Raw genomic sequence first — 17,267 nt, forward strand, 5'->3', positions numbered from 1 at the left:
GAATGAGCTTCCAGGCAAGTCGTAAATGAGAATGGGTTGCTGATCAGTCCCACTACGACGATCTGGCCTGGCTGAACTTGCAGCGGCAGATGAAAAATATTTTGATTATTTTTTACCGGCTCAGTGCACCACGGCCAACCATGGCAAGTAGGTGACCTGCAGGCCATAACGTTGCTCAAGGGTGCGCAGCAGCGCCTGGGGTTCATCGAGGTCGAATACACCGCTGACTTCCAGGGCCGCCAACTTCGTGTCAGACAGCAGAATGCGCCCCTGTTGGTAGCGCTCAAGCTCCGCCAGCACCTGCCCCAGCGGCTTGCCGTTGAAGATCAGCTTGCCGCGCTGCCAAGCGGTCTGTGCACTGGCGTCAGGCGACACCGGTACGCTGCGCTCACCCACCGTGGCTTCGCCCTGGGCCAGCACCACGCGGCCATCGCGGCGCACGCTGAAGGTCGCGCCCGTGCCGCGCACCGCCTCGCCTGCGCCATCGACCACAAAGGGCCGTGGGTCACTGGCCGTCTCGAACAAGGCTTCGCCAGCATTAAGCACCACGCGGCGCTCGCGGTCGGTGAACGCGACGGTCAAGGCACTGCCGCTGTTCAGCAGTACCCGCGAGCCATCGGCCAGGGTCACCGCCTGCCGTTGCCCGAGGCCTGTGTGGTAGTCCGCCAGCCAGATAGGCGCCTGCTGCCAGCCGGTATAACCCGCGACCAACAGCGCCAGCGATGCTGCCAGGCCTGCGGCCCAGTGCCGTTTGCGTCGGGCAGGCGGTGGCGCGACAACCTGAGCGGTTGGGGTGTGGCCGATGTCCAGCCACAGTGCCTCTGCCTCGCGCGCGGCCTCGGCATGCGCCGGGCTCAGTGCGCACCAGCGCTGGTAGCGCGCGTGGTCCGCCGCACTGGCGTTGCCCGAATGCAACAACACCTGCCAATCGAGGGCATCGTCAGAGAGGTCGCTGAGCGGTTGGGCGGCTGGCATGGCGTGAGGCTCAGTCATGGTTGTGTTTGAGCCAGTCACGGCAATGGCGCAGCGCCTGGCCGATGTATTTTGCCACCATGCTCTCGGAAACGCCCAACCGTTGTGCGATCTGCGCCTGGGTCAGGCCTTCGACGCGGTTGAGCAACAGGGCCTGGCGGGCATTGCTGGACAGTTGCAACAGCGCCTCATCGAGTATCTGCAAGCGCTCGCGGGCGAGCAGCGCGGCCTCGGGCGCAGGCGCCGGGCAGGCCACCTCGCCAGTGCCATCGGCATCTTCGTGGCGGGCGGCGATACGCTGTTCTCGGCGCAAGGCATCGATCGCCAGGTTGCCCGCCACCCGGAAAATGAAGCTGCGTGCATGCAGCACCGGCACGGCCTGCGCGTCGATCTTCACCAGCTTCAGGTACGTCTCTTGCGCGACGTCGGCAGCACGCTGCCGGTCGCTCATGCGCCGAGTCAGGAACAGCAAGAGGTCGTCGTAGTGCTCCTGGAAACTCGCCAGCAGACCAGACACGGGAGACGTCAGCATGGGGTAGGACAAAGGCCAGTAAGAGGAATTATCGGGCGTTAATGAGAAACAGTATCTTTCATTAGACGCGCTACTTTCAACGTCAACGCGCATTTGCCACACTGGCGGATGAATTCTTCAGGCAAGGTTGCAACCCATGACTGCCCGATTGCACCGCTGGTTGCTGATACTGCTGATGGCTTACGGCCTCAGTGCCTGCGCCTTGTTCCAGGCGCGTGACCCACTGAATATCAACGTGATTGGCATCGAACCGCTGCCCGGGCAGGAGCTGGAACTGCGCATGGCGGTGAAGATACGTGTGCAGAACCCCAACGAAACCGCGATCGATTACAACGGTATCGCGCTCGACCTGCAGGTGAACGGCCAGCCGCTGGCCGCCGGTGTCAGCGACCAGCAGGGCCACATAGGCCGTTTCGACGAGGCGGTAATCGTGGTGCCGGTGAGCGTGACCGCGTTCTCCTTCCTGCGCCAGGCCTATGGCCTGGGCCAGCGGAGTTCGCTGCAAGGGCTACCCTATGTACTGCGCGGCAAATTGGCCGGTGGGCTGCTGGGCACCGTCCGCTTCACCGATGAGGGCACGCTGGACCTGCCCAAGGCAGCCGGGACTTACTGGTAGACCACTCAGCGATTGCTGTTGGCGGCGGCCATCATCTTGTTGACTTCGCTGCGCACCATGCTGGCGTATTCAGGCGGCGACATGGCCTCCAGTTCAGCCCGTACCCATTCCGCCCATTTACCCTTGCGCCGTGGCTTTTCGGAGATAAGCCGGGCGGCTTCGCCCTTGGCCTTGCCCAGGTTGCTCTGCCACAGTTCGAACAACCGCGCCTTCTCTGCCTCGATCTGCGCCCGTTCCTCGAAGCTCTTGTTGGCCAGATTGAAACTCATTGAAGGTACCTGCCTGCTGAAAATGGCCGCTATCTTACACCGTAGCGACGCGTCATCGGAAAGCCGGCGCAACTTTCCCGACGCACCGGCATCCATTGTTCACCCCCCCATTGACGAGGATGAGTTCATGGCCCGAAAAAACGCCGTACAAGCCGCCAGCGATCAGATCAAGGATCAGGTCTTCAGCGAACTGCAGTCACTGATCGAAGAATCCGAAAAGCTGCTCAACGACAGCGCTGCCCTGGTTGGCGAGGAGGCCGAAACCCTGCGCGCGCAAGTCAGCCTCAAACTGCGCCAGGCTCGCCAGGCCGCGAGCAACGTGCGTGACAAGGCTCAACCGGTGGTGGATGCCACCCAGGACTACATCGGCGGCCACCCTTGGCAGACCGTCGCGGTGTCCGCAGGCTTCGGCCTGGTGGTCGGCCTGCTATTGGGTCGCCGCTACTAAGCCCTTTTATGAACGCAGTGCCGCCTGAACGGCTTCAGGCGGCCTGCGCCATTGGGATGCCGCTATGAAAGCGCAGTTCCTGGTCCGGTGACTGGATCAGCTCGGCTTCTGCCTCACGTACCAGCTCAACCCTGCGGGCGATATCCGCTTCTTCGCCATACTGATGGGCCAGCTTCAGGTAGCCTTGGTAATGGCGCGCTTCACTCTTCAGCAGGCCGTGGTAGAACGTGCCCAGCTCTTCATCCAGGTGCGGCACCAGCGCGGCAAAGCGCTCGCAACTGCGTGCTTCTATAAACGCCCCCACCACCAAGGTATCGACCAGCTTGACCGGCTCGTGGGCACGTACCAGGCGGCGCAAGCCGGACGCATAACGCCCGGCCGACACTGGCCGCAAGGGCACGCCCCGGCGCTTCATCAGGCGCAGCACCTGCTCGTGGTGCACCAGCTCTTCACGGGCCAGGCGCGACATCATGTTGATCAGGTCCAGGTGCGTGTTGTACTTGGCGATCAGGCTCAAGGCGGTGCTGGCGGCCTTGAACTCGCAGTTCTTGTGGTCGATCAGCAGGGTTTCCTGGTCGGCAAGCGCCGCTTCGATCCAGGCATCTGGGGTCGGGCAGCCAAGAAAGGCGTCGATTTCGGGGATCAAGGACATAAGCGTGCAACCAGACAGAACAGGCAGGGCCGGCGATTATACCGGCGGCAACCGGCAGCGCCAGTGACTATGCTTGATGTACATCAAGCGGCGACGGGTGAGACGCCGACTATAGTCAGGCACTGGTCGCCATCTTTGAACGGAGCTCACGCCCATGCAAGCCGTCCGCAGCATCCTCGTCGTCCTCGACCCCGCGCATGCCCACAGCCGGGCCTTGACCCGTGCCAAGCTGATCGCAGGCGTGACCGGCGCGCGCCTGCACCTGTTGATGTGCGACAAAAAGCAGGATCACAGTGCGTTGCTCAGCCTGCTGAGCAGCCAGTTGCACGATGACGGATACGACAACGTCACCCATGAGGCAGCCTGGCGTGACAACCTGCACGACACCATCATCTATGTGCAGCAAGCCGAGGGCTGCGAGCTGGTCATCAAGGAGCATCGGCCGGACAACCCGCTGAAAAAGGCACTGCTGACCCCGACCGACTGGAAGCTGCTGCGCCTTTGCCCGTGTGCCGTGCTGATGGTCAAGAGCGAACGGCCATGGACCGGGGGCAAGATTCTGGCTGCGGTGGACGTGGGTAACCATGACGAGGACCACCGCCGCCTGCATGCCAGCATCATCGACCATGGTTTCGAGATTGCCAAACTGGCCAAGGGCGAACTGCATGTCATCAGCGCCCATCCGTCGCCAATGCTGTCGGCCTCGGACCCGGCTTACCAGCTCAGCGAAACGATAGAAAACCGCTATCGGGAAGCCTGCCGCGCGTTTCAGGCCGAGTTCGACATCAGCGATGACCGCCTGCATGTCGCCGAAGGCCCAGCGGATGTGCTGATTCCCTACACCGAGAAAAAATACGATGCCGTGGTGACGGTGATAGGCACGGTGGCCCGCACGGGTATTTCCGGGGCATTGATCGGGAATACCTCCGAGGTGGTGCTCGATTCGCTCGAAGGGGATGTGCTGGTGCTCAAGAGCGAACAAGCGATTGCCCACCTGACAGAGCTGGCCCGCGGTTGAAGCATGCGTGGCCCTTGTAGGAGCAGCCTTGCGCTGCGAAGAGGCCGGTGACAGCTCAGAGAATCTATGCTGCTATCACCGGCCTCTTCGCAGCACAAGGCTGCTCCTACAAATACAAAGGGCGGCGCGTTTACACCAGCGCCTCGCGCACTTTCGGGTCCAACCCCTCCCCTGCATTGGCCTCGCTCCACGCCAGCAACTGCCGGCGCATCGCCGGCGTCCAGAAGCTCTGGATGTGCTGCCTTACCCCTTGCACCGCCAGCTGCCGGTTCGGTTCGCTGTCAAAATAATGGGCAATCTGGTTGGCCATCTTGACCAGGTTGTCACTGCTCATCGGCGCACCTCGGCTTTCTCTTGCTGCTCGGCAGTACGGCGCTCTTTGAGCAGGCGGCGCTGTTCGTCGCTGAAGTCCTGGTAACGCTTCTGCCATTCAGACGGGTGGAACACTTTCACCACCTCCACCGCCGTGACTTTGTATTCAGGGCAGTTGGTGGCCCAGTCGGAGTTGTCGGTGGTAATCACGTTGGCCCCCGACTCAGGGAAGTGGAACGTGGTGTACACCACCCCCGGCGCCACCCGCGCACTGACCTTGGCGCGCAGCACCGTCTGCCCGGCGCGGCTGCCGATACCGACCCAATCGCCATCGCGGATGCCACGGCTTTCGGCATCGGTGGGGTGCAGTTCAAGGCGGTCGGCATCATGCCAGGCGACGTTGCCAGTGCGGCGGGTCTGGGCGCCGACGTTGTACTGGCTGAGGATACGCCCGGTGGTCAGCAACAGTGGGTAGCGGCTGTTGACCTTCTCGTCGGTCGGCACGTAGCCGGTGAGCATGAAGCGCCCTTTGCCCCGCACGAACTGGTCGATATGCATGGTCGGCGTGCCATCGGGCGCGGCATCGTTGCACGGCCACTGCAGGCTGCCATGGCGGTCGAGCTCGGCGTAGCTGACGCGGTGGAAGGTCGGCGTAAGGCGCGCGATCTCGTCCATGATCTCGGCAGGGTGGCGGTACTGCATCGGGTAGCCCAAGGCGTTGGCCAGGGCCTCGGTCGCTTCCCAGTCAGCTTTGCCGGCCAGGGGCTCCATGACCTTGCGCACCCGCGAGATACGGCGTTCGGCGTTGGTAAAGGTGCCGTCCTTTTCAAGGAACGAACTGCCCGGCAGGAACACGTGGGCGAACTTGGCCGTCTCGTTGAGGAAGATGTCCTGCACCACCACACATTCCATGGCCAGCAAGGCGGCCGTGACGTGCTGGGTGTTGGGGTCGCTCTGGGCGATGTCCTCACCCTGGCAGTACAGCGCCTTGAAGCTGCCATCCAGGGCCGCCTCGAACATGTTGGGGATGCGCAAGCCTGGGTCTGGCTGCAAGGTCACGCCCCAGGCCCGCTCGAACTCGGCACGCACACCTTCGTTGGAAATATGCCGGTAGCCGGGCAGTTCATGCGGGAACGAGCCCATGTCGCACGAGCCCTGCACGTTGTTCTGCCCGCGGAGCGGGTTCACCCCTACCCCTTCGCGGCCGATGTTGCCGGTGGCCATGGCCAGGTTGGCGATGCCCATCACGGCGGTGCTGCCCTGGCTGTGCTCGGTGACCCCCAGGCCGTAGTAGATGGCCGCGTTGCCACCGGTGGCGTACAGCCGCGCGGCGGCGCGAATCTGCTCGGCAGGCACGCCACAGACCGGGCCGAGTACTTCTGGCGCGTTCTCTGGCAGGCTGACGAAGTCGCGCCAGCGGGCGAAGTCCTCGGTCTCGCAGCGGGCGTCGATAAAGCGCTGGGCCAGCAAGCCTTCGTTGACGATCACATGGGCCAGGGCGTTGAGCATGGCCACGTTGGTGCCCGGGCGCAATTGCAGGTGCAGCTCGGCGCGGGCGTGGGGCGAGTCGACCAAGTCGATACGCCGTGGGTCGATGACGATCAGCCGCGCGCCCTGGCGCAGGCGGCGTTTGAGCTGCGAGCCGAACACCGGGTGGGCATCGGTGGGGTTGGCGCCGATCACCAGCACTACGTCGGCCTGCATCACCGAATCGAAGCTCTGCGTGCCCGCCGATTCACCGAGGGTCTGCTTGAGGCCATAGCCCGTGGGCGAATGGCACACCCGCGCGCAGGTGTCGACGTTGTTGTTGCCAAACGCCGTACGCACCAACTTCTGTACCAGGTAGGCTTCTTCGTTGGTGCAACGGCTGGAGGTGATGCCGCCGATGGAATCACGCCCGTACTTGAGCTGAATGCGGCGGAACTCGCTGGCGGCATAGGTTACCGCCTCGTCCCAGCTGACTTCTTGCCACGGGTCTTCGAGGCGCTTGCGGATCATTGGCGTGGTGATGCGGTCCGGGTGGGTGGCATACCCCCAGGCGAAGCGGCCTTTGACGCAGGCGTGGCCATGGTTGGCGCCGCCGTTTTTGTCCGGGACCATGCGCACCAACTGGTCGCCCTTCATCTCGGCACGGAACGAACAACCGACACCGCAATAGGCGCAGGTGGTAATCACCGCACGCTCAGGCTGGCCGAGCTGCACCAGGCTTTTTTCGGTCAGGGTCGCGGTTGGGCAGGCCTGTACGCAGGCGCCGCACGACACGCACTCCGAGGCCAGGAAGTTGTCCCCGCCAGCGGCCGCCACCCGCGAGTCGAAGCCGCGGCCAGTGATGGTCAGGGCGAAGGTGCCCTGGATGTCTTCGCAGGCGCGCACGCAGCGGCTGCAGACGATGCACTTGCTCGGTTCATAGTCGAAGTACGGGTTGGAAACGTCCTTTTTCTCGGCCAGGTGATTGGCGCCGTCATAGCCGTAGCGGACCTCGCGCAGGCCGACCTGGCCGGCGACGGTCTGCAGTTCGCAGTTGCCGTTGGCCGAGCAGGTCAGGCAGTCGAGCGGGTGATCGGAGATGTACAGCTCCATCACATTGCGCCGCAACCCCGCCAGGCGCGGGGTTTCGGTGCGCACCACCATGCCTTCGCTGACCGGGGTGGTGCACGACGCCGGGTAACCGCGCATGCCTTCGATTTCCACCATGCACATGCGGCACGAGCCGAACGCCTCGAGGCTGTCGGTGGCGCACAGTTTGGGGATGCTGGTGCCAAGCATGGCGGCGGCGCGCATGACCGAAGTCCCGGCAGGCACGCTGATGGCACGGCCATCGATGTTCAGGCTGACCTGCACCTGGCTGTCGCGTGCCGGGGTGCCAAGGTCGGTCTCGGGGTCGAAGAAATTGATCACTGCGCGGCCTCCGTGTGGGTCAGCCCGAAATCGGCGGGGAAGTACTTGAGCGCGCTGGCCACCGGGTAAGCGGTCATCCCGCCCATGGCGCACAGCGAGCCGTACTGCATCGTGTCGCACAGGTCGCGCAGCAGCAGGGCCTGGTCGTGGCGTTCGGTGAAATCGGTGGTGGCGATCAGCCGATCCACCACCTCCATGCCACGGGTCGAGCCGATGCGGCACGGGGTGCACTTGCCGCACGATTCCTCGGCGCAGAACTGCAGGGCGAAGCGGGCCATGCTGGCCATGTTCAGGGTGTCGTCCGCCACCACCACACCGCCGTGGCCGAGCATCGCGCCCATGGCAGCGAAGGCTTCATAGTCCAGCGGCGTGTCGAAGTGGCTGGGCGGCACCCAGGCCCCGAGCGGGCCGCCGACTTGTGCGGCCTTCAATGGCCGGCCGCTGGCGGTACCGCCCCCGTAGCCTTCCACCAGTTCGCGCAGGGTCAGGCCAAACGCACGCTCCACCAGGCCACCGTGGCGGATATTGCCCGCCAGCTGGAACGGCATGGTGCCCAACGAACGGCCCATGCCGAAATCGCGGTAAAACGCCGCGCCCTTGGCCAAAATGATTGGCACCGACGCCAGGGTGAGCACGTTATGCACCAGCGTCGGCAAGCCGAACAGGCCCTGCAGGGCCGGCAGTGGCGGCTTGGCACGGACGATCCCGCGCTTGCCTTCGAGCGATTCCAGCAACGCGGTCTCTTCGCCGCAGATATAAGCGCCAGCACCGACCCGGACTTCCAGGTCGAAGGCCTGGCCGCTGCCGGCCACGTCATGGCCCAGGTAGCCAGCGTCGCGGGCTATGGCAAAGGCCTGGTCGAGCACGCGAATGGCGTCCGGGTATTCCGAGCGCACGTAGATGTAGCCTTTGTCGGCACCCACGGCGAGGCCAGCGATGATCATGCCTTCGATCAGCAGGAACGGGTCGCCTTCCATCAGCATGCGGTCGGCGAAGGTACCGGAGTCGCCTTCGTCGGCGTTGCAAACCACATACTTTTGCCCGGCCCCGGCATCGCGCACAGTGCGCCACTTGATACCCGCAGGGAACGCGGCGCCACCCCGGCCACGCAGGCCAGAATCAAGCACGGCAGCGACCACTTCGGCACCGTCCAGTGCCACGGCGCGCTCCAGCCCGGCAAAACCGCCGTGGGCGCGGTAGTCGTCCAGCGACAGTGGCCGGGTCACGCCGGCACGGGCGAACAGCAGGCGTTGCTGGGATTTCAGATAAGGGATGTCTTCAACCGGCCCCAAGGCCAGGCCATGCGCCTGGGGCTGGCCGGCCAAGGCATCGAGTAGCACCGGCACATCGTCCGCGGTCACCGGGCCGAAACCCTGGCGCCCTTGGGCGCTGTCGCATTCGACCAGCGGCTCCAGCCAGTACAGCCCACGCGAACTGGTGCGCTGGATATCAACCGCCAACTGCCGGCGCTCGGCCTCGCGTTGCAGGGCCTCGGCAACCTGGTCGGCACCCACGGCACGGGCCACCGAATCGCAGGGGATGTACACCTTCAGCATGTTTCGCCCTCCAGGCAACCGTTCACCAGGGCACGCAGGCGCTCAGGCGTGAGCCGCGCGTGCAGTTGGCCGTCCAGTTCCAGCGCGGGCGAGCAGGCGCAGGCGCCCAGGCAATACACCGGACGCAGGCTGATAGCGCCGTCGGCGCTGGTGCCATGGTCGTCCAGTGCCAGTTGGTCGCGCAGTTGCGCGGCCAGGGCCTCGGCGCCACGGCTCTGGCACGACTCGGCCCGGCACAGGCGCAGGGTATGGCGTGCCGGCGCGGTGGTGCGGAAATCGTGGTAGAAGCTGATCACCCCGCGCACCTCGGCCAGGCTGAGGTTCAGGGCATGGGCAATTTCAGGGACGGCGGCATCCGGCACGAAGCCGATGTCTTGCTGAATGGCGTGAAGGATCGGCAACAGGGCGCCGGGGGTGTCCTTTTCACGGGCCAGGATGCTGTGGATCAAAGGCAGATGGAGCAGTTCATCAGGCATACAGCGGACCTCGGCATCACGGACCCTGCCTGTGTTGTTGTAGGGGCAGGTGTCCGGCGTGTTCTGCTGCGGCGTGCCGGCCACGTCACGGTTGCGGGGTGTCGGCAGCCTCCTTGCCCACGGCCGTGCGTCTGCGCGCACTGGTCCAGGAGCATCCTGCAAGCATGGCACTTGTGGCGCCGGAGGGTTGCATGCGAACGACCAGGCGCATCCTGAAACCGACGTGAGGTTCAGGCTGTTTCAGTTGCCCCGCTTTGCAGTCCGTCAGCCCAGCACGACATGCGGCACAAACCGCGAACTGTCTTTGGTAATCAGCGAATCATCCTCACGAATCCCCATCCCTGCCGCCTTGTCGCCGACCACCCACGAACCGATCAGCGTGTAGCTGTCGCCAAACCTGGGCAGCGGCGCAAACCCTTGCAGGATGTACGGTGCGTCGTCATAAGGGCCGTCTTCGAATACCCGCTGCCCCGCGCCGGTGCGGATATCGACGTTGGCCCCTTCCCGCGAGAAATACGGCTTGCGCACCCACCCTCTAGGCACTGGCCGCGAAGGGTTGTCGTCGATGAAGGCGGGCAACAGATTGGGGTGCCCTGGGTACCACTCCCACAGCAACGGCAAGATGCCCTTGTTGGAGATCAGCGCCTTCCAGGGCGGTTCGACGAACTGCGTGTCGCACCCCGGGATAGCCCTGCCGAAGTCTTCGTGGAAGATATGCTCCCAGGCATGCAGCTTGAACAGCCGCGGGATCGGCCGCCCCTCCAGGTCGACGAAACGCCCCTCGCCATTCAGGCCGATGTCCTCCAGGTCGATGTGCCGGGTATGAATACCCGCGTGGGCGGCCATCTTGCGCAGAAAATCCGTGGTGCCACGGTCTTCCACCGAGCCCGAGATGGTCGAGAAGTAGAACGTGCCCTGCCCCGGCTGCGCGGCAAACGCCTGCACCAGGTCTTCGGCCAGGGTATTGAACTGGCTGGCCTGCGCGGGCAGAACGCCGCGCTGGATTTGTTCTTCCAGCCAGATCAGCTGAAACGCCGCAGCTTCGTACAACGAAGTCGGCGTGTCGTAGTTGGCCTCGATCAGTTTCGCTGGGCCATGGCCGTCATAGCTGAAATCGAAACGGCCATAGAGGTGCGGCTGCCGCGCCAGCCACGACTGCCGCACCAGGTCGAAGAATGCCGGTGGAATCGCCAGGCGTGCCATCAGCGCCTCGCTGTCGACGATGCGCCCGACAGCCTCCAGGCACATCGCGTGCAACGCCTCGGTCGGTGCCTGCAAGTCCCGCTCGACCTGGGCCTGGCTGAACTGGTAGTAACCCCGTTCATCCCAGTAACGCTCGCCGTCGAGGGTGTGGAAGGCAAAGCCTTCTTGCTGGGCTGTCTTGCGCCAGCCTGGGCGCTCTGCGAGTTCGACCTTGCGCATGCTTACCCCCCGAAGAAGCTACCGGACTTGCCGCCCCAGCCGCTTCGAGCCGTCGCCTGGCTGCCAAACCCACCCCGCGAGATGGATGCAGACACCGCCGAGCGCGACGCGCTGCGGCCTGAGGCGCCATAGCTACCACCGCCGCCGGAGCCACCGCCGCTGCTGCTCTGCTCGTCTTTGTTGCTGCGCTGAATGCCCCCGGCCGTGCCGTAGCGCTGCCCAAGCAGGCCATTGCGCTGCCCGGCACCCTCGCGATACGCATACAGCGGCTGCGCGCGGTAACGGCGGTCGGCGCTGTTGGCCATCTGCCCCAGTAGCATGCCAGCCACCACGGCGGTAGCGACATGGCCATAACCGCCGCCCTGGGCGTGCGCCGCATCGACCTGGGCCTGGGTCACCTCGCCGGTGGTCTCCAACGCGAACCCGCTCATGCGCGGCATGTACCGGCCACCGGCGCTGATCTGGCAGCCATCAGGGGAAAATTCTGCTTCGCACGCGGGCTTGGACACATAGGTCGGCGTGGTACGCCGGTACTCGGCCAGCGCCTGCTTGTAGGCATCGTTGCAGGCCTTCTCCGGCACCTTGTCGCTGACACAGGCTTCGACACTGTCGTAGTTCACCTGCTGGCTGACGGTGTAGGTCTCCTCTTGCGGGCTGCACGCGGTCAGGGCCAAGGGCAGCGAGCTGGCCAGCACCAGCTTGACGGAGCTGCGTCTCATTGGGGGTTTCATGGGGGCTCCTTGGGCGTCAGGCCGACGGGGTCATGCAGGCCGAATTGAGGAAGCCGACGCTGATCGCCACGCTGGCAGCGTAGATGGCCGCGGCCAGCTCACCCGCGGCGATACGCCTGGACAGGTCGCGCAGCACCAGGCTGGTAATGCCAAAGGCAATCAATTGAACCACAGCGGCGATCACGACCCAGGCCACGAAGTCCAGGATGCCAACGCTGTAGGCAATGATATTGCTGGCCGGCAGCGAGAAGCCGATCAGCGAGCCGCCCAAGGCAATGGCCGCGGCCGGGTTGTTCTCACGAATGAGCGCGAACTCGCGGTGCGGGGTAAGGCGGGTGTAGATGAACTGGAACAGCCAGAACAGCAACAGTGCCACGCTGATATAGAGGATGAAGCCGGTCACTGCAGAGGCATTGAGCGACAGGCGTAGCGCGTCGAGCATGGTGAGTCCTTGTCAGGTTACGTGAAAGTCCGTGGGGAGCAGGGTGATGCCGAGCGAGGTGGTGAGGGTGGCCTTGCCCGCCTCGTCTTCCTCCGCCGACAACAGCAGAAATTCGCGGCGCTCAGGCAGGCCGGTGTCGCGGGCGTAGAGCATTGACAGGTGCTGGATGCCATAACGGGCGTCGGGGCTGACCACCCGCTCGTACAACGGCACCAGCCTGGCCTGGCCCGGCTCACGGCCCCACTGGCGGGAATACAGACAGCCGTCGTGTTCGTAGATCGGCAGGCCGACCTTGGACTGGCTACCGACAAGGCGCTGAAGGTGCGCCTCATCGTGGAGGGCTACGGCGCTGTGATAACCGAACAGCACGCTATCGCCCACCTTGTCGCCGCTCATCAGCACTTGCAGCCAGTAGTCTTCGTTGTCCAGGTAATACCGCAGCAGGTGCACCGAATCGCCGAGGTCGACCTCGCCGGTGGCCCAGACCGTTTCCGGGCCGGGAACCTGCAACGCTGAATAACCCTCGAGCAGTGGCTTGAGTGATGCGTCGGGTATGAACCGGCGGCCGTTGAGCAGGCCGAAGGGCGGGTTGGTACTGGAAAACGGCATCGAACCTATCCTGAAGCGGGGCAATCCTTGCGAGGGGCGATACCTTAACGGGTTTGGCCGATTGAGCCAATTCAAGCACTGTTTGCATTGATGTCAGGCGCGGCCCCTGTAGGGCCGCGCCTGGCAGGCCTCACGCCACCGCTTTTTCTACCCGGCGCCCGGCCTCCAGCTCACGCACCAGCGGCAACACATGCTCACCGAAGTACGCCACCTCCTCCTGGAAATGCAGGAACCCTGAGAGAATCAAATCCACCCCCACCGCCTTCAGCGCGACAATGCGCTCGGCAATCTGCAGCGGTGTGCCGATCAAGTTGGTCTTGAACCCATCGTTGTACTGCACCAGGTCCTCGAAGCTGGACGTGGCCCAGTTGCCCTCGCCTTCCGGGCTGGCCGCCCCGGCGTTCTTGACCTCATGCCCAAACGCCTTAACCGCCTCGGGGTTGGCCTTGTCGATGATCTCCTGCAACACCGCCCGCGCCTCTTCCTCGGTGTCGCGGGCAATGATGAAGGCATTCACCCCCACCTTGATCGCATGGCCGTTGGCGGCGGCCTTGGCACGCAGATCGTCGACCTGGGCCTTGATCCCCTCTACGGTATTGCCATTGGTGAAGTACCAGTCCGACACCCGCGCCGCCATGTCCCGCGCTGCACGCGAACTGCCACCCTGGAAGATTTCCGGGTGCGGCTGCTGCAGGGGTTTGGGCTTGAGGGTGTAGTCCCGGAAGCGATAGAAATCGCCGTTGAACGTGAAATTGTCTTGGGTCCAGATGCCCTTCAACGCGCGGATGAACTCCTCTGAACGGCGGTAGCGCTCGTCATGGTCCAGCCACGGTTCGCCGATAGCGTGGAACTCGCCCTTGAACCAGCCCGACACCAGGTTGATGGCGATCCGGCCCTGGGTGAACTGGTCGATGGTTGCCAGTTGCTTGGCCGCCAGCGCCGGGTTCCATGGGCCTGGAAGGATGGCCGCGATGACCTTGAGCTTCTCGGTGGCGGCCAGCAGCGCATGGCTGATGGTGACCGACTCGTGCTGGTTGTCGGCACCATAACCGGCAGTGAAACGGATTTGCGACAGGGCGTAGTCAAAGCCCGCCTTTTCGGCGATCTGCGCCAGTTTGCGGTTGTAGTCGATGTCCCAGCTGGTGCGTTGCTCGATGGTGCTCACCACCAGGCCACCGCTGACGTTGGGGACCCAGTAGGCGAACTTGATTGGGGCTTGGCTCATGGGGAGGCTCCTTGGCTGTCCTCGAAGGGTTGAAGGAGACAACGCAGCAACCGTGCCAAACGAAAATAGCGTTGAGCCTCAATGGGATAGCCAACAGCGCAGACCGGGCGCGGTGCCCTCTAGGCAGCAGACTGTCGAAACACTGTTGCGGGGGCAACACGGCTAGCAGCGACTGGGAGGGTTCTTGCCAATACCACCTTCGGCAAAGATCTTCATTGTTTACCCCTCACTGTTGAGCGCTGACGCATCAGCGGTGCTTGCGCATGCCCATGTGCGCATCGTCCATCAGCGCCTTGGCCATTTCGCAAAGAAAGTGCGAGGCCCAGACCAGCACAGGTTCGTCGTCCATCACCCCGATGAACGAGGCTCGTCTTGAGCAGTCCATCAGCACCGACGCCTGCTCGATGGCATGGTCGCAGCAGTTGCCGGGTTCTACGCGAAACAGGCGCTTGCCCTGTATCACGCCGTCCAGGCACGACGCGGAGCCTATGGTCAAACCCAGCGTGCCGGTGCGTTCTGGTAATACCTTGTCCATTGCATATCTCCCTGCGCTGTTGCGCTGAAAACAAAGTTCGCAAGCGCGTCGACGCCCCTTGTAGGAGCGGGCTTGCCCGCGAAGGGCTGCAAAGCAGCCCCGGCATCGGTGAACGTCAATGCAGCGTCTGCATGTGCGGCCTGGCCGTGAGTTGCACCTGCGCAACCGCCGATTCCAGCAACGTGCGCACAGCTTCCATTTCGTGCATGACGGCCAGGGTCATGATGGAGGCAGGCGACTTGGGGAGCGTGGAGACGGCGTGGTGGGCGACGGCCAAGGCGCAGAGTACGTACTCCGAGGCCTGGATCAGGGTGTCTTCGAGGTGATGGGGTGTATCGGGGGAGCATGGTGGGTCGGGGACGATCTTGAGCATGACAACCTCCAGACAATAGCTAAGTCGGACCGTCGCCAAATCACTTGCAGATGAATAGGTGGCGGCTACGTGCAGGCCTGCAAGACCGGACTTGGAGGTCAATTGCCCGGCTGGCCCGAAGGCCACCCGCACGCAGCCACCATTGAACAAAGCCAACAGCAAACTGAGACCAATCCAAGCTACGGGCTTGCAGACCCGGTCGTTGAATATGCAACGACCCAGCGAGACTAGGGGGCTCAGCTTTCCATCGCAATGACGCAATGGCCTGCAAAGAGTTATTCAGAAACGCCCTACAAGGAAGAGCCAAAATCTGATCATTTCCGCTAGCTCTGTATCAATTTCGTGCCGCATTTTTCCCGCTTGCCTAATACATATGAAAATCCGTATATTCGATTATCCATATGTAAAGAGCACCTCCATGATCACCCCACCCGAGGTCTTCAAGAACCTGGCCGACGAGACCCGTGCTCGCGCCACCCTGCTCATCGCCAGCCTGGGCGAGCTCTGCGTTTGCGAGCTGATGTGCGCGCTCGACGACAGCCAGCCGAAAATCAGCCGCCATCTCGCCCAACTGCGAAGCAGCGGCCTGCTGCTGGATCGCCGCCAAGGCCAATGGGTGTATTACCGCCTCAACCCAGACCTGCCCACGTGGGTGCACGACATGCTGCAGGTGACGTTGCAGGCCAATGCCACCTGGCTGCAGGCGAACACAGCCCGCCTGCAGCACATGGCCGACCGCCCCGTCCGCGCAGCCGCCTGCTGCTGAAGCCGCCACCCCGCGAGAGAGCCTTCCAATGCAAGTCCTGTTCATGTGCACCGCCAACAGCTGCCGCAGCATCCTCAGCGAAGCGCTGTTCAATCACCTGGCACCGCCAGGCTTCGCAGCCGTCAGTGCCGGCAGTTTTCCCAAAGGCCAGGTGCTGCCGCGCAGCCTCACCACCCTGCAGCAGGCCGGCATTTGCACAGACGGCTTGCACAGCAAAGGTAACGATGCCTTCGCCACCAACCCGCCGGACATCGTCATCACCGTCTGCGACAAAGCCGCCGGTGAACCCTGCCCCGTGTACTTCGGCCCGGCCCTAAAAGCCCACTGGGGCCTGGAAGACCCTTCCGAGGTCGAGGGTGACGAGGCCGCGATTGACGCCGCGTTCAACGCCACGCTGGCCATCATCGAGCGACGTTGCAACGCCCTCTTCGCCCTCCCCTTCAATACCCTCGGCCACGACGAGCTCCAGCGCGAGCTGGACCGCATCGGCACGCTTTAAGGAGGCCCCATGTCCGAGCAACTGCCCAACCTCGACCTGTCCCTGTTCGACGCAGCCCCAACCGCGCCCCGTGCCAGCGAGCACAAACCGCGCATCCTGCTGCTGTACGGGTCGACCCGCGAACGCTCCTTCAGCCGCTTGCTGACTGAAGAGGCTGCCCGCCTTCTGCAGCATTTCGGTGCCGAGACGCGCATCTTCGATCCCTCCGGCCTGCCGTTGCCTGATGACGTGCCGGTAGAGCACCCCAAAGTGCAAGAACTGCGTGACCTGGTGCTGTGGTCCGAAGGCCAGGTCTGGTGCTCGCCCGAACGCCACGGCGCCCTGTCGGCCGTGTTCAAGGCGCAGATCGACTGGGTCCCCCTGGCCCTCGGCGCCGTACGCCCCACCCAAGGCAAGACCCTGGCCGTGATGCAAGTGTGCGGGGGTTCGCAGTCGTTCAACGTGGTCAACCAACTGCGCGTGCTGGGCCGCTGGATGCGCATGTTCACCATCCCCAACCAGTCCTCGGTACCCAAGGCGTACCTGGAATTCGACGATGCCGGCCGCATGAAGCCATCGCCCTACTACGACCGGGTGGTCGACGTGATGGAAGAGCTGGTGAAGTTCACCCTGTTGCTGCGCGACCGCACCGAGTTTTTGGTGGACCGCTATTCCGAGCGTAAAGAAAGCGCCGAGCAGCTTACGGCGCGGGTTAACCAACGTTCGATCTGAGTGATTACCGGGGACGACGCGGCTTTGAAGCCGTCCCCGGCCCTTGACGCAACCTGCGGGTATCAGTACGTTTTCAGCCCCTTCCTTTTCGGCCCCCTCTGCAGTGCACCGCCCAGGCGTTAGTTCGCGAAGCGGGCATTCAAGATGCCGACACTTATACGGTCGCCTAATGGCGTGCCGCTACTCCGTTATCAAGTGAACAAGG

At 63.7% G+C, this 17,267-nt stretch carries 20 protein-coding genes and 1 pseudogene; 6 read left to right on the forward strand and 15 right to left on the reverse strand.

The features are described from left to right. Positions 1-120: 120 nt before the first annotated feature. Together MFF34_RS21070 and MFF34_RS21075 are read right to left on the reverse strand one after the other, a co-directional pair. Positions 121-993, reverse strand: a complete 873-nt coding sequence (locus MFF34_RS21070) for a FecR domain-containing protein (RefSeq protein ID WP_238216266.1) — start codon at positions 991-993, stop codon at positions 121-123. 4 nt (positions 994-997) lie between these two features. Next, positions 998-1,504, reverse strand: a pseudogene (locus MFF34_RS21075) (RNA polymerase sigma factor); the annotation flags it as partial. 136 nt (positions 1,505-1,640) lie between these two features. On the opposite strand from MFF34_RS21075, the gene MFF34_RS21080 reads away from it, so the two are divergent. Beyond that, positions 1,641-2,120: an LEA type 2 family protein gene (locus MFF34_RS21080; RefSeq protein WP_027596577.1), complete on the forward strand. Its 480-nt coding sequence runs from the start codon at positions 1,641-1,643 to the stop codon at positions 2,118-2,120. A 5-nt stretch (positions 2,121-2,125) separates the two neighbouring features. On the opposite strand, the gene MFF34_RS21085 is transcribed toward MFF34_RS21080, so the two are convergent. Continuing rightward, positions 2,126-2,389, reverse strand: a complete 264-nt coding sequence (locus tag MFF34_RS21085) for a hypothetical protein (RefSeq protein ID WP_027596578.1) — start codon at positions 2,387-2,389, stop codon at positions 2,126-2,128. 127 nt (positions 2,390-2,516) lie between these two features. On the opposite strand from MFF34_RS21085, the gene MFF34_RS21090 reads away from it, so the two are divergent. Next, entirely contained in the window at positions 2,517-2,837 is a 321-nt protein-coding gene (locus MFF34_RS21090) for a YqjD family protein (protein ID WP_027596579.1), read from the forward strand. A gap of 34 nt (positions 2,838-2,871) precedes the next feature. On the opposite strand, the gene MFF34_RS21095 is transcribed toward MFF34_RS21090, so the two are convergent. Continuing rightward, a complete protein-coding gene (locus MFF34_RS21095) occupies positions 2,872-3,489 on the reverse strand; it encodes a tRNA-(ms[2]io[6]A)-hydroxylase (RefSeq protein WP_027596580.1) in 618 nt (205 codons plus the stop codon). A 154-nt stretch (positions 3,490-3,643) separates the two neighbouring features. On the opposite strand from MFF34_RS21095, the gene MFF34_RS21100 reads away from it, so the two are divergent. Then, positions 3,644-4,507, forward strand: coding sequence for a universal stress protein (locus MFF34_RS21100; RefSeq protein ID WP_238216268.1), 864 nt, complete (start codon positions 3,644-3,646; stop codon positions 4,505-4,507). Between the two features lie 130 nt (positions 4,508-4,637). Here the strand turns inward: MFF34_RS21100 and MFF34_RS21105 are convergent, their stop codons facing one another. The 11 genes from MFF34_RS21105 to MFF34_RS21155 all read right to left on the reverse strand — a co-directional run bounded on the left by MFF34_RS21105 (position 4,638) and on the right by MFF34_RS21155 (position 15,086). Continuing rightward, positions 4,638-4,841, reverse strand: coding sequence for a formate dehydrogenase subunit delta (locus MFF34_RS21105; RefSeq protein ID WP_085274167.1), 204 nt, complete (start codon positions 4,839-4,841; stop codon positions 4,638-4,640). Beyond that, positions 4,838-7,717, reverse strand: coding sequence for a formate dehydrogenase subunit alpha (gene fdhF / locus MFF34_RS21110; protein ID WP_238216270.1), 2,880 nt, complete (start codon positions 7,715-7,717; stop codon positions 4,838-4,840). The genes MFF34_RS21105 and fdhF overlap by 4 nt, the downstream gene beginning before the upstream one ends. After that, positions 7,714-9,273: an NADH-quinone oxidoreductase subunit NuoF gene (locus MFF34_RS21115; protein WP_238216273.1), complete on the reverse strand. Its 1,560-nt coding sequence runs from the start codon at positions 9,271-9,273 to the stop codon at positions 7,714-7,716. The genes fdhF and MFF34_RS21115 overlap by 4 nt, the downstream gene beginning before the upstream one ends. Continuing rightward, positions 9,267-9,749, reverse strand: coding sequence for a formate dehydrogenase subunit gamma (locus tag MFF34_RS21120; protein ID WP_027596585.1), 483 nt, complete (start codon positions 9,747-9,749; stop codon positions 9,267-9,269). Before MFF34_RS21120 ends, MFF34_RS21115 begins: the two co-directional genes overlap by 7 nt. A gap of 264 nt (positions 9,750-10,013) precedes the next feature. Further along, positions 10,014-11,171, reverse strand: a complete 1,158-nt coding sequence (locus MFF34_RS21125; protein WP_238216275.1) for a glutathionylspermidine synthase family protein — start codon at positions 11,169-11,171, stop codon at positions 10,014-10,016. A gap of 2 nt (positions 11,172-11,173) precedes the next feature. After that, entirely contained in the window at positions 11,174-11,902 is a 729-nt protein-coding gene (locus MFF34_RS21130; RefSeq protein ID WP_238216277.1) for a DUF1190 domain-containing protein, read from the reverse strand. 16 nt (positions 11,903-11,918) lie between these two features. After that, positions 11,919-12,344 carry a DUF350 domain-containing protein gene (locus MFF34_RS21135; RefSeq protein ID WP_027596588.1) on the reverse strand — a complete coding sequence of 142 codons (426 nt, stop codon included), beginning with the start codon at positions 12,342-12,344 and terminating at the stop codon, positions 11,919-11,921. A 12-nt stretch (positions 12,345-12,356) separates the two neighbouring features. Next, positions 12,357-13,028 (reverse strand): DUF2491 family protein, encoded by a 672-nt coding sequence (locus MFF34_RS21140; protein ID WP_374707416.1) that lies wholly within the window; start codon positions 13,026-13,028, stop codon positions 12,357-12,359. 55 nt (positions 13,029-13,083) lie between these two features. Continuing rightward, on the reverse strand, positions 13,084-14,178 hold the full coding sequence (gene sfnG, locus MFF34_RS21145) for a dimethylsulfone monooxygenase SfnG (RefSeq protein ID WP_238216281.1): 1,095 nt from the start codon (positions 14,176-14,178) through the stop codon (positions 13,084-13,086). A gap of 247 nt (positions 14,179-14,425) precedes the next feature. After that, positions 14,426-14,713, reverse strand: a complete 288-nt coding sequence (locus MFF34_RS21150) for a DUF3077 domain-containing protein (RefSeq protein WP_027596591.1) — start codon at positions 14,711-14,713, stop codon at positions 14,426-14,428. A 115-nt stretch (positions 14,714-14,828) separates the two neighbouring features. Continuing rightward, positions 14,829-15,086 carry a hypothetical protein gene (locus tag MFF34_RS21155; RefSeq protein ID WP_085274161.1) on the reverse strand — a complete coding sequence of 86 codons (258 nt, stop codon included), beginning with the start codon at positions 15,084-15,086 and terminating at the stop codon, positions 14,829-14,831. 418 nt (positions 15,087-15,504) lie between these two features. Between MFF34_RS21155 and MFF34_RS21160 the strand changes: the two genes are divergently transcribed. From MFF34_RS21160 to arsH, 3 genes are read left to right on the forward strand one after another with little or no spacing between them, the layout of a single operon-like run. Beyond that, on the forward strand, positions 15,505-15,852 hold the full coding sequence (locus MFF34_RS21160; protein ID WP_238216282.1) for a metalloregulator ArsR/SmtB family transcription factor: 348 nt from the start codon (positions 15,505-15,507) through the stop codon (positions 15,850-15,852). 28 nt (positions 15,853-15,880) lie between these two features. Continuing rightward, positions 15,881-16,351 (forward strand): arsenate reductase ArsC, encoded by a 471-nt coding sequence (locus tag MFF34_RS21165; RefSeq protein ID WP_238216284.1) that lies wholly within the window; start codon positions 15,881-15,883, stop codon positions 16,349-16,351. Between the two features lie 9 nt (positions 16,352-16,360). Further along, entirely contained in the window at positions 16,361-17,062 is a 702-nt protein-coding gene (arsH, locus tag MFF34_RS21170) for an arsenical resistance protein ArsH (RefSeq protein ID WP_238216286.1), read from the forward strand. Positions 17,063-17,267 lie beyond the last annotated feature (205 nt).

The sequence above is a fragment of the Pseudomonas sp. PAGU 2196 genome, from assembly GCF_022179005.1.
GTDB lineage: Bacteria > Pseudomonadota > Gammaproteobacteria > Pseudomonadales > Pseudomonadaceae > Aquipseudomonas > Aquipseudomonas kermanshahensis.

Coding starts and splice junctions, on each gene's coding strand:
- MFF34_RS21120 (WP_027596585.1), bottom strand. CDS start 9,749: ATGCCTGATGAACTGCTCCATCTGCCTTTGATCCACAGCATCCTGGCC.
- MFF34_RS21135 (WP_027596588.1), bottom strand. CDS start 12,344: ATGCTCGACGCGCTACGCCTGTCGCTCAATGCCTCTGCAGTGACCGGC.
- MFF34_RS21125 (WP_238216275.1), bottom strand. CDS start 11,171: ATGCGCAAGGTCGAACTCGCAGAGCGCCCAGGCTGGCGCAAGACAGCC.
- MFF34_RS21070 (WP_238216266.1), bottom strand. CDS start 993: ATGACTGAGCCTCACGCCATGCCAGCCGCCCAACCGCTCAGCGACCTC.
- MFF34_RS21085 (WP_027596578.1), bottom strand. CDS start 2,389: ATGAGTTTCAATCTGGCCAACAAGAGCTTCGAGGAACGGGCGCAGATC.
- MFF34_RS21165 (WP_238216284.1), top strand. CDS start 15,881: ATGCAAGTCCTGTTCATGTGCACCGCCAACAGCTGCCGCAGCATCCTC.
- MFF34_RS21130 (WP_238216277.1), bottom strand. CDS start 11,902: ATGAAACCCCCAATGAGACGCAGCTCCGTCAAGCTGGTGCTGGCCAGC.
- MFF34_RS21100 (WP_238216268.1), top strand. CDS start 3,644: ATGCAAGCCGTCCGCAGCATCCTCGTCGTCCTCGACCCCGCGCATGCC.
- sfnG (WP_238216281.1), bottom strand. CDS start 14,178: ATGAGCCAAGCCCCAATCAAGTTCGCCTACTGGGTCCCCAACGTCAGC.
- MFF34_RS21155 (WP_085274161.1), bottom strand. CDS start 15,086: ATGCTCAAGATCGTCCCCGACCCACCATGCTCCCCCGATACACCCCAT.
- MFF34_RS21080 (WP_027596577.1), top strand. CDS start 1,641: ATGACTGCCCGATTGCACCGCTGGTTGCTGATACTGCTGATGGCTTAC.
- MFF34_RS21160 (WP_238216282.1), top strand. CDS start 15,505: ATGATCACCCCACCCGAGGTCTTCAAGAACCTGGCCGACGAGACCCGT.
- MFF34_RS21095 (WP_027596580.1), bottom strand. CDS start 3,489: ATGTCCTTGATCCCCGAAATCGACGCCTTTCTTGGCTGCCCGACCCCA.
- MFF34_RS21115 (WP_238216273.1), bottom strand. CDS start 9,273: ATGCTGAAGGTGTACATCCCCTGCGATTCGGTGGCCCGTGCCGTGGGT.
- MFF34_RS21090 (WP_027596579.1), top strand. CDS start 2,517: ATGGCCCGAAAAAACGCCGTACAAGCCGCCAGCGATCAGATCAAGGAT.
- arsH (WP_238216286.1), top strand. CDS start 16,361: ATGTCCGAGCAACTGCCCAACCTCGACCTGTCCCTGTTCGACGCAGCC.
- MFF34_RS21150 (WP_027596591.1), bottom strand. CDS start 14,713: ATGGACAAGGTATTACCAGAACGCACCGGCACGCTGGGTTTGACCATA.
- MFF34_RS21105 (WP_085274167.1), bottom strand. CDS start 4,841: ATGAGCAGTGACAACCTGGTCAAGATGGCCAACCAGATTGCCCATTAT.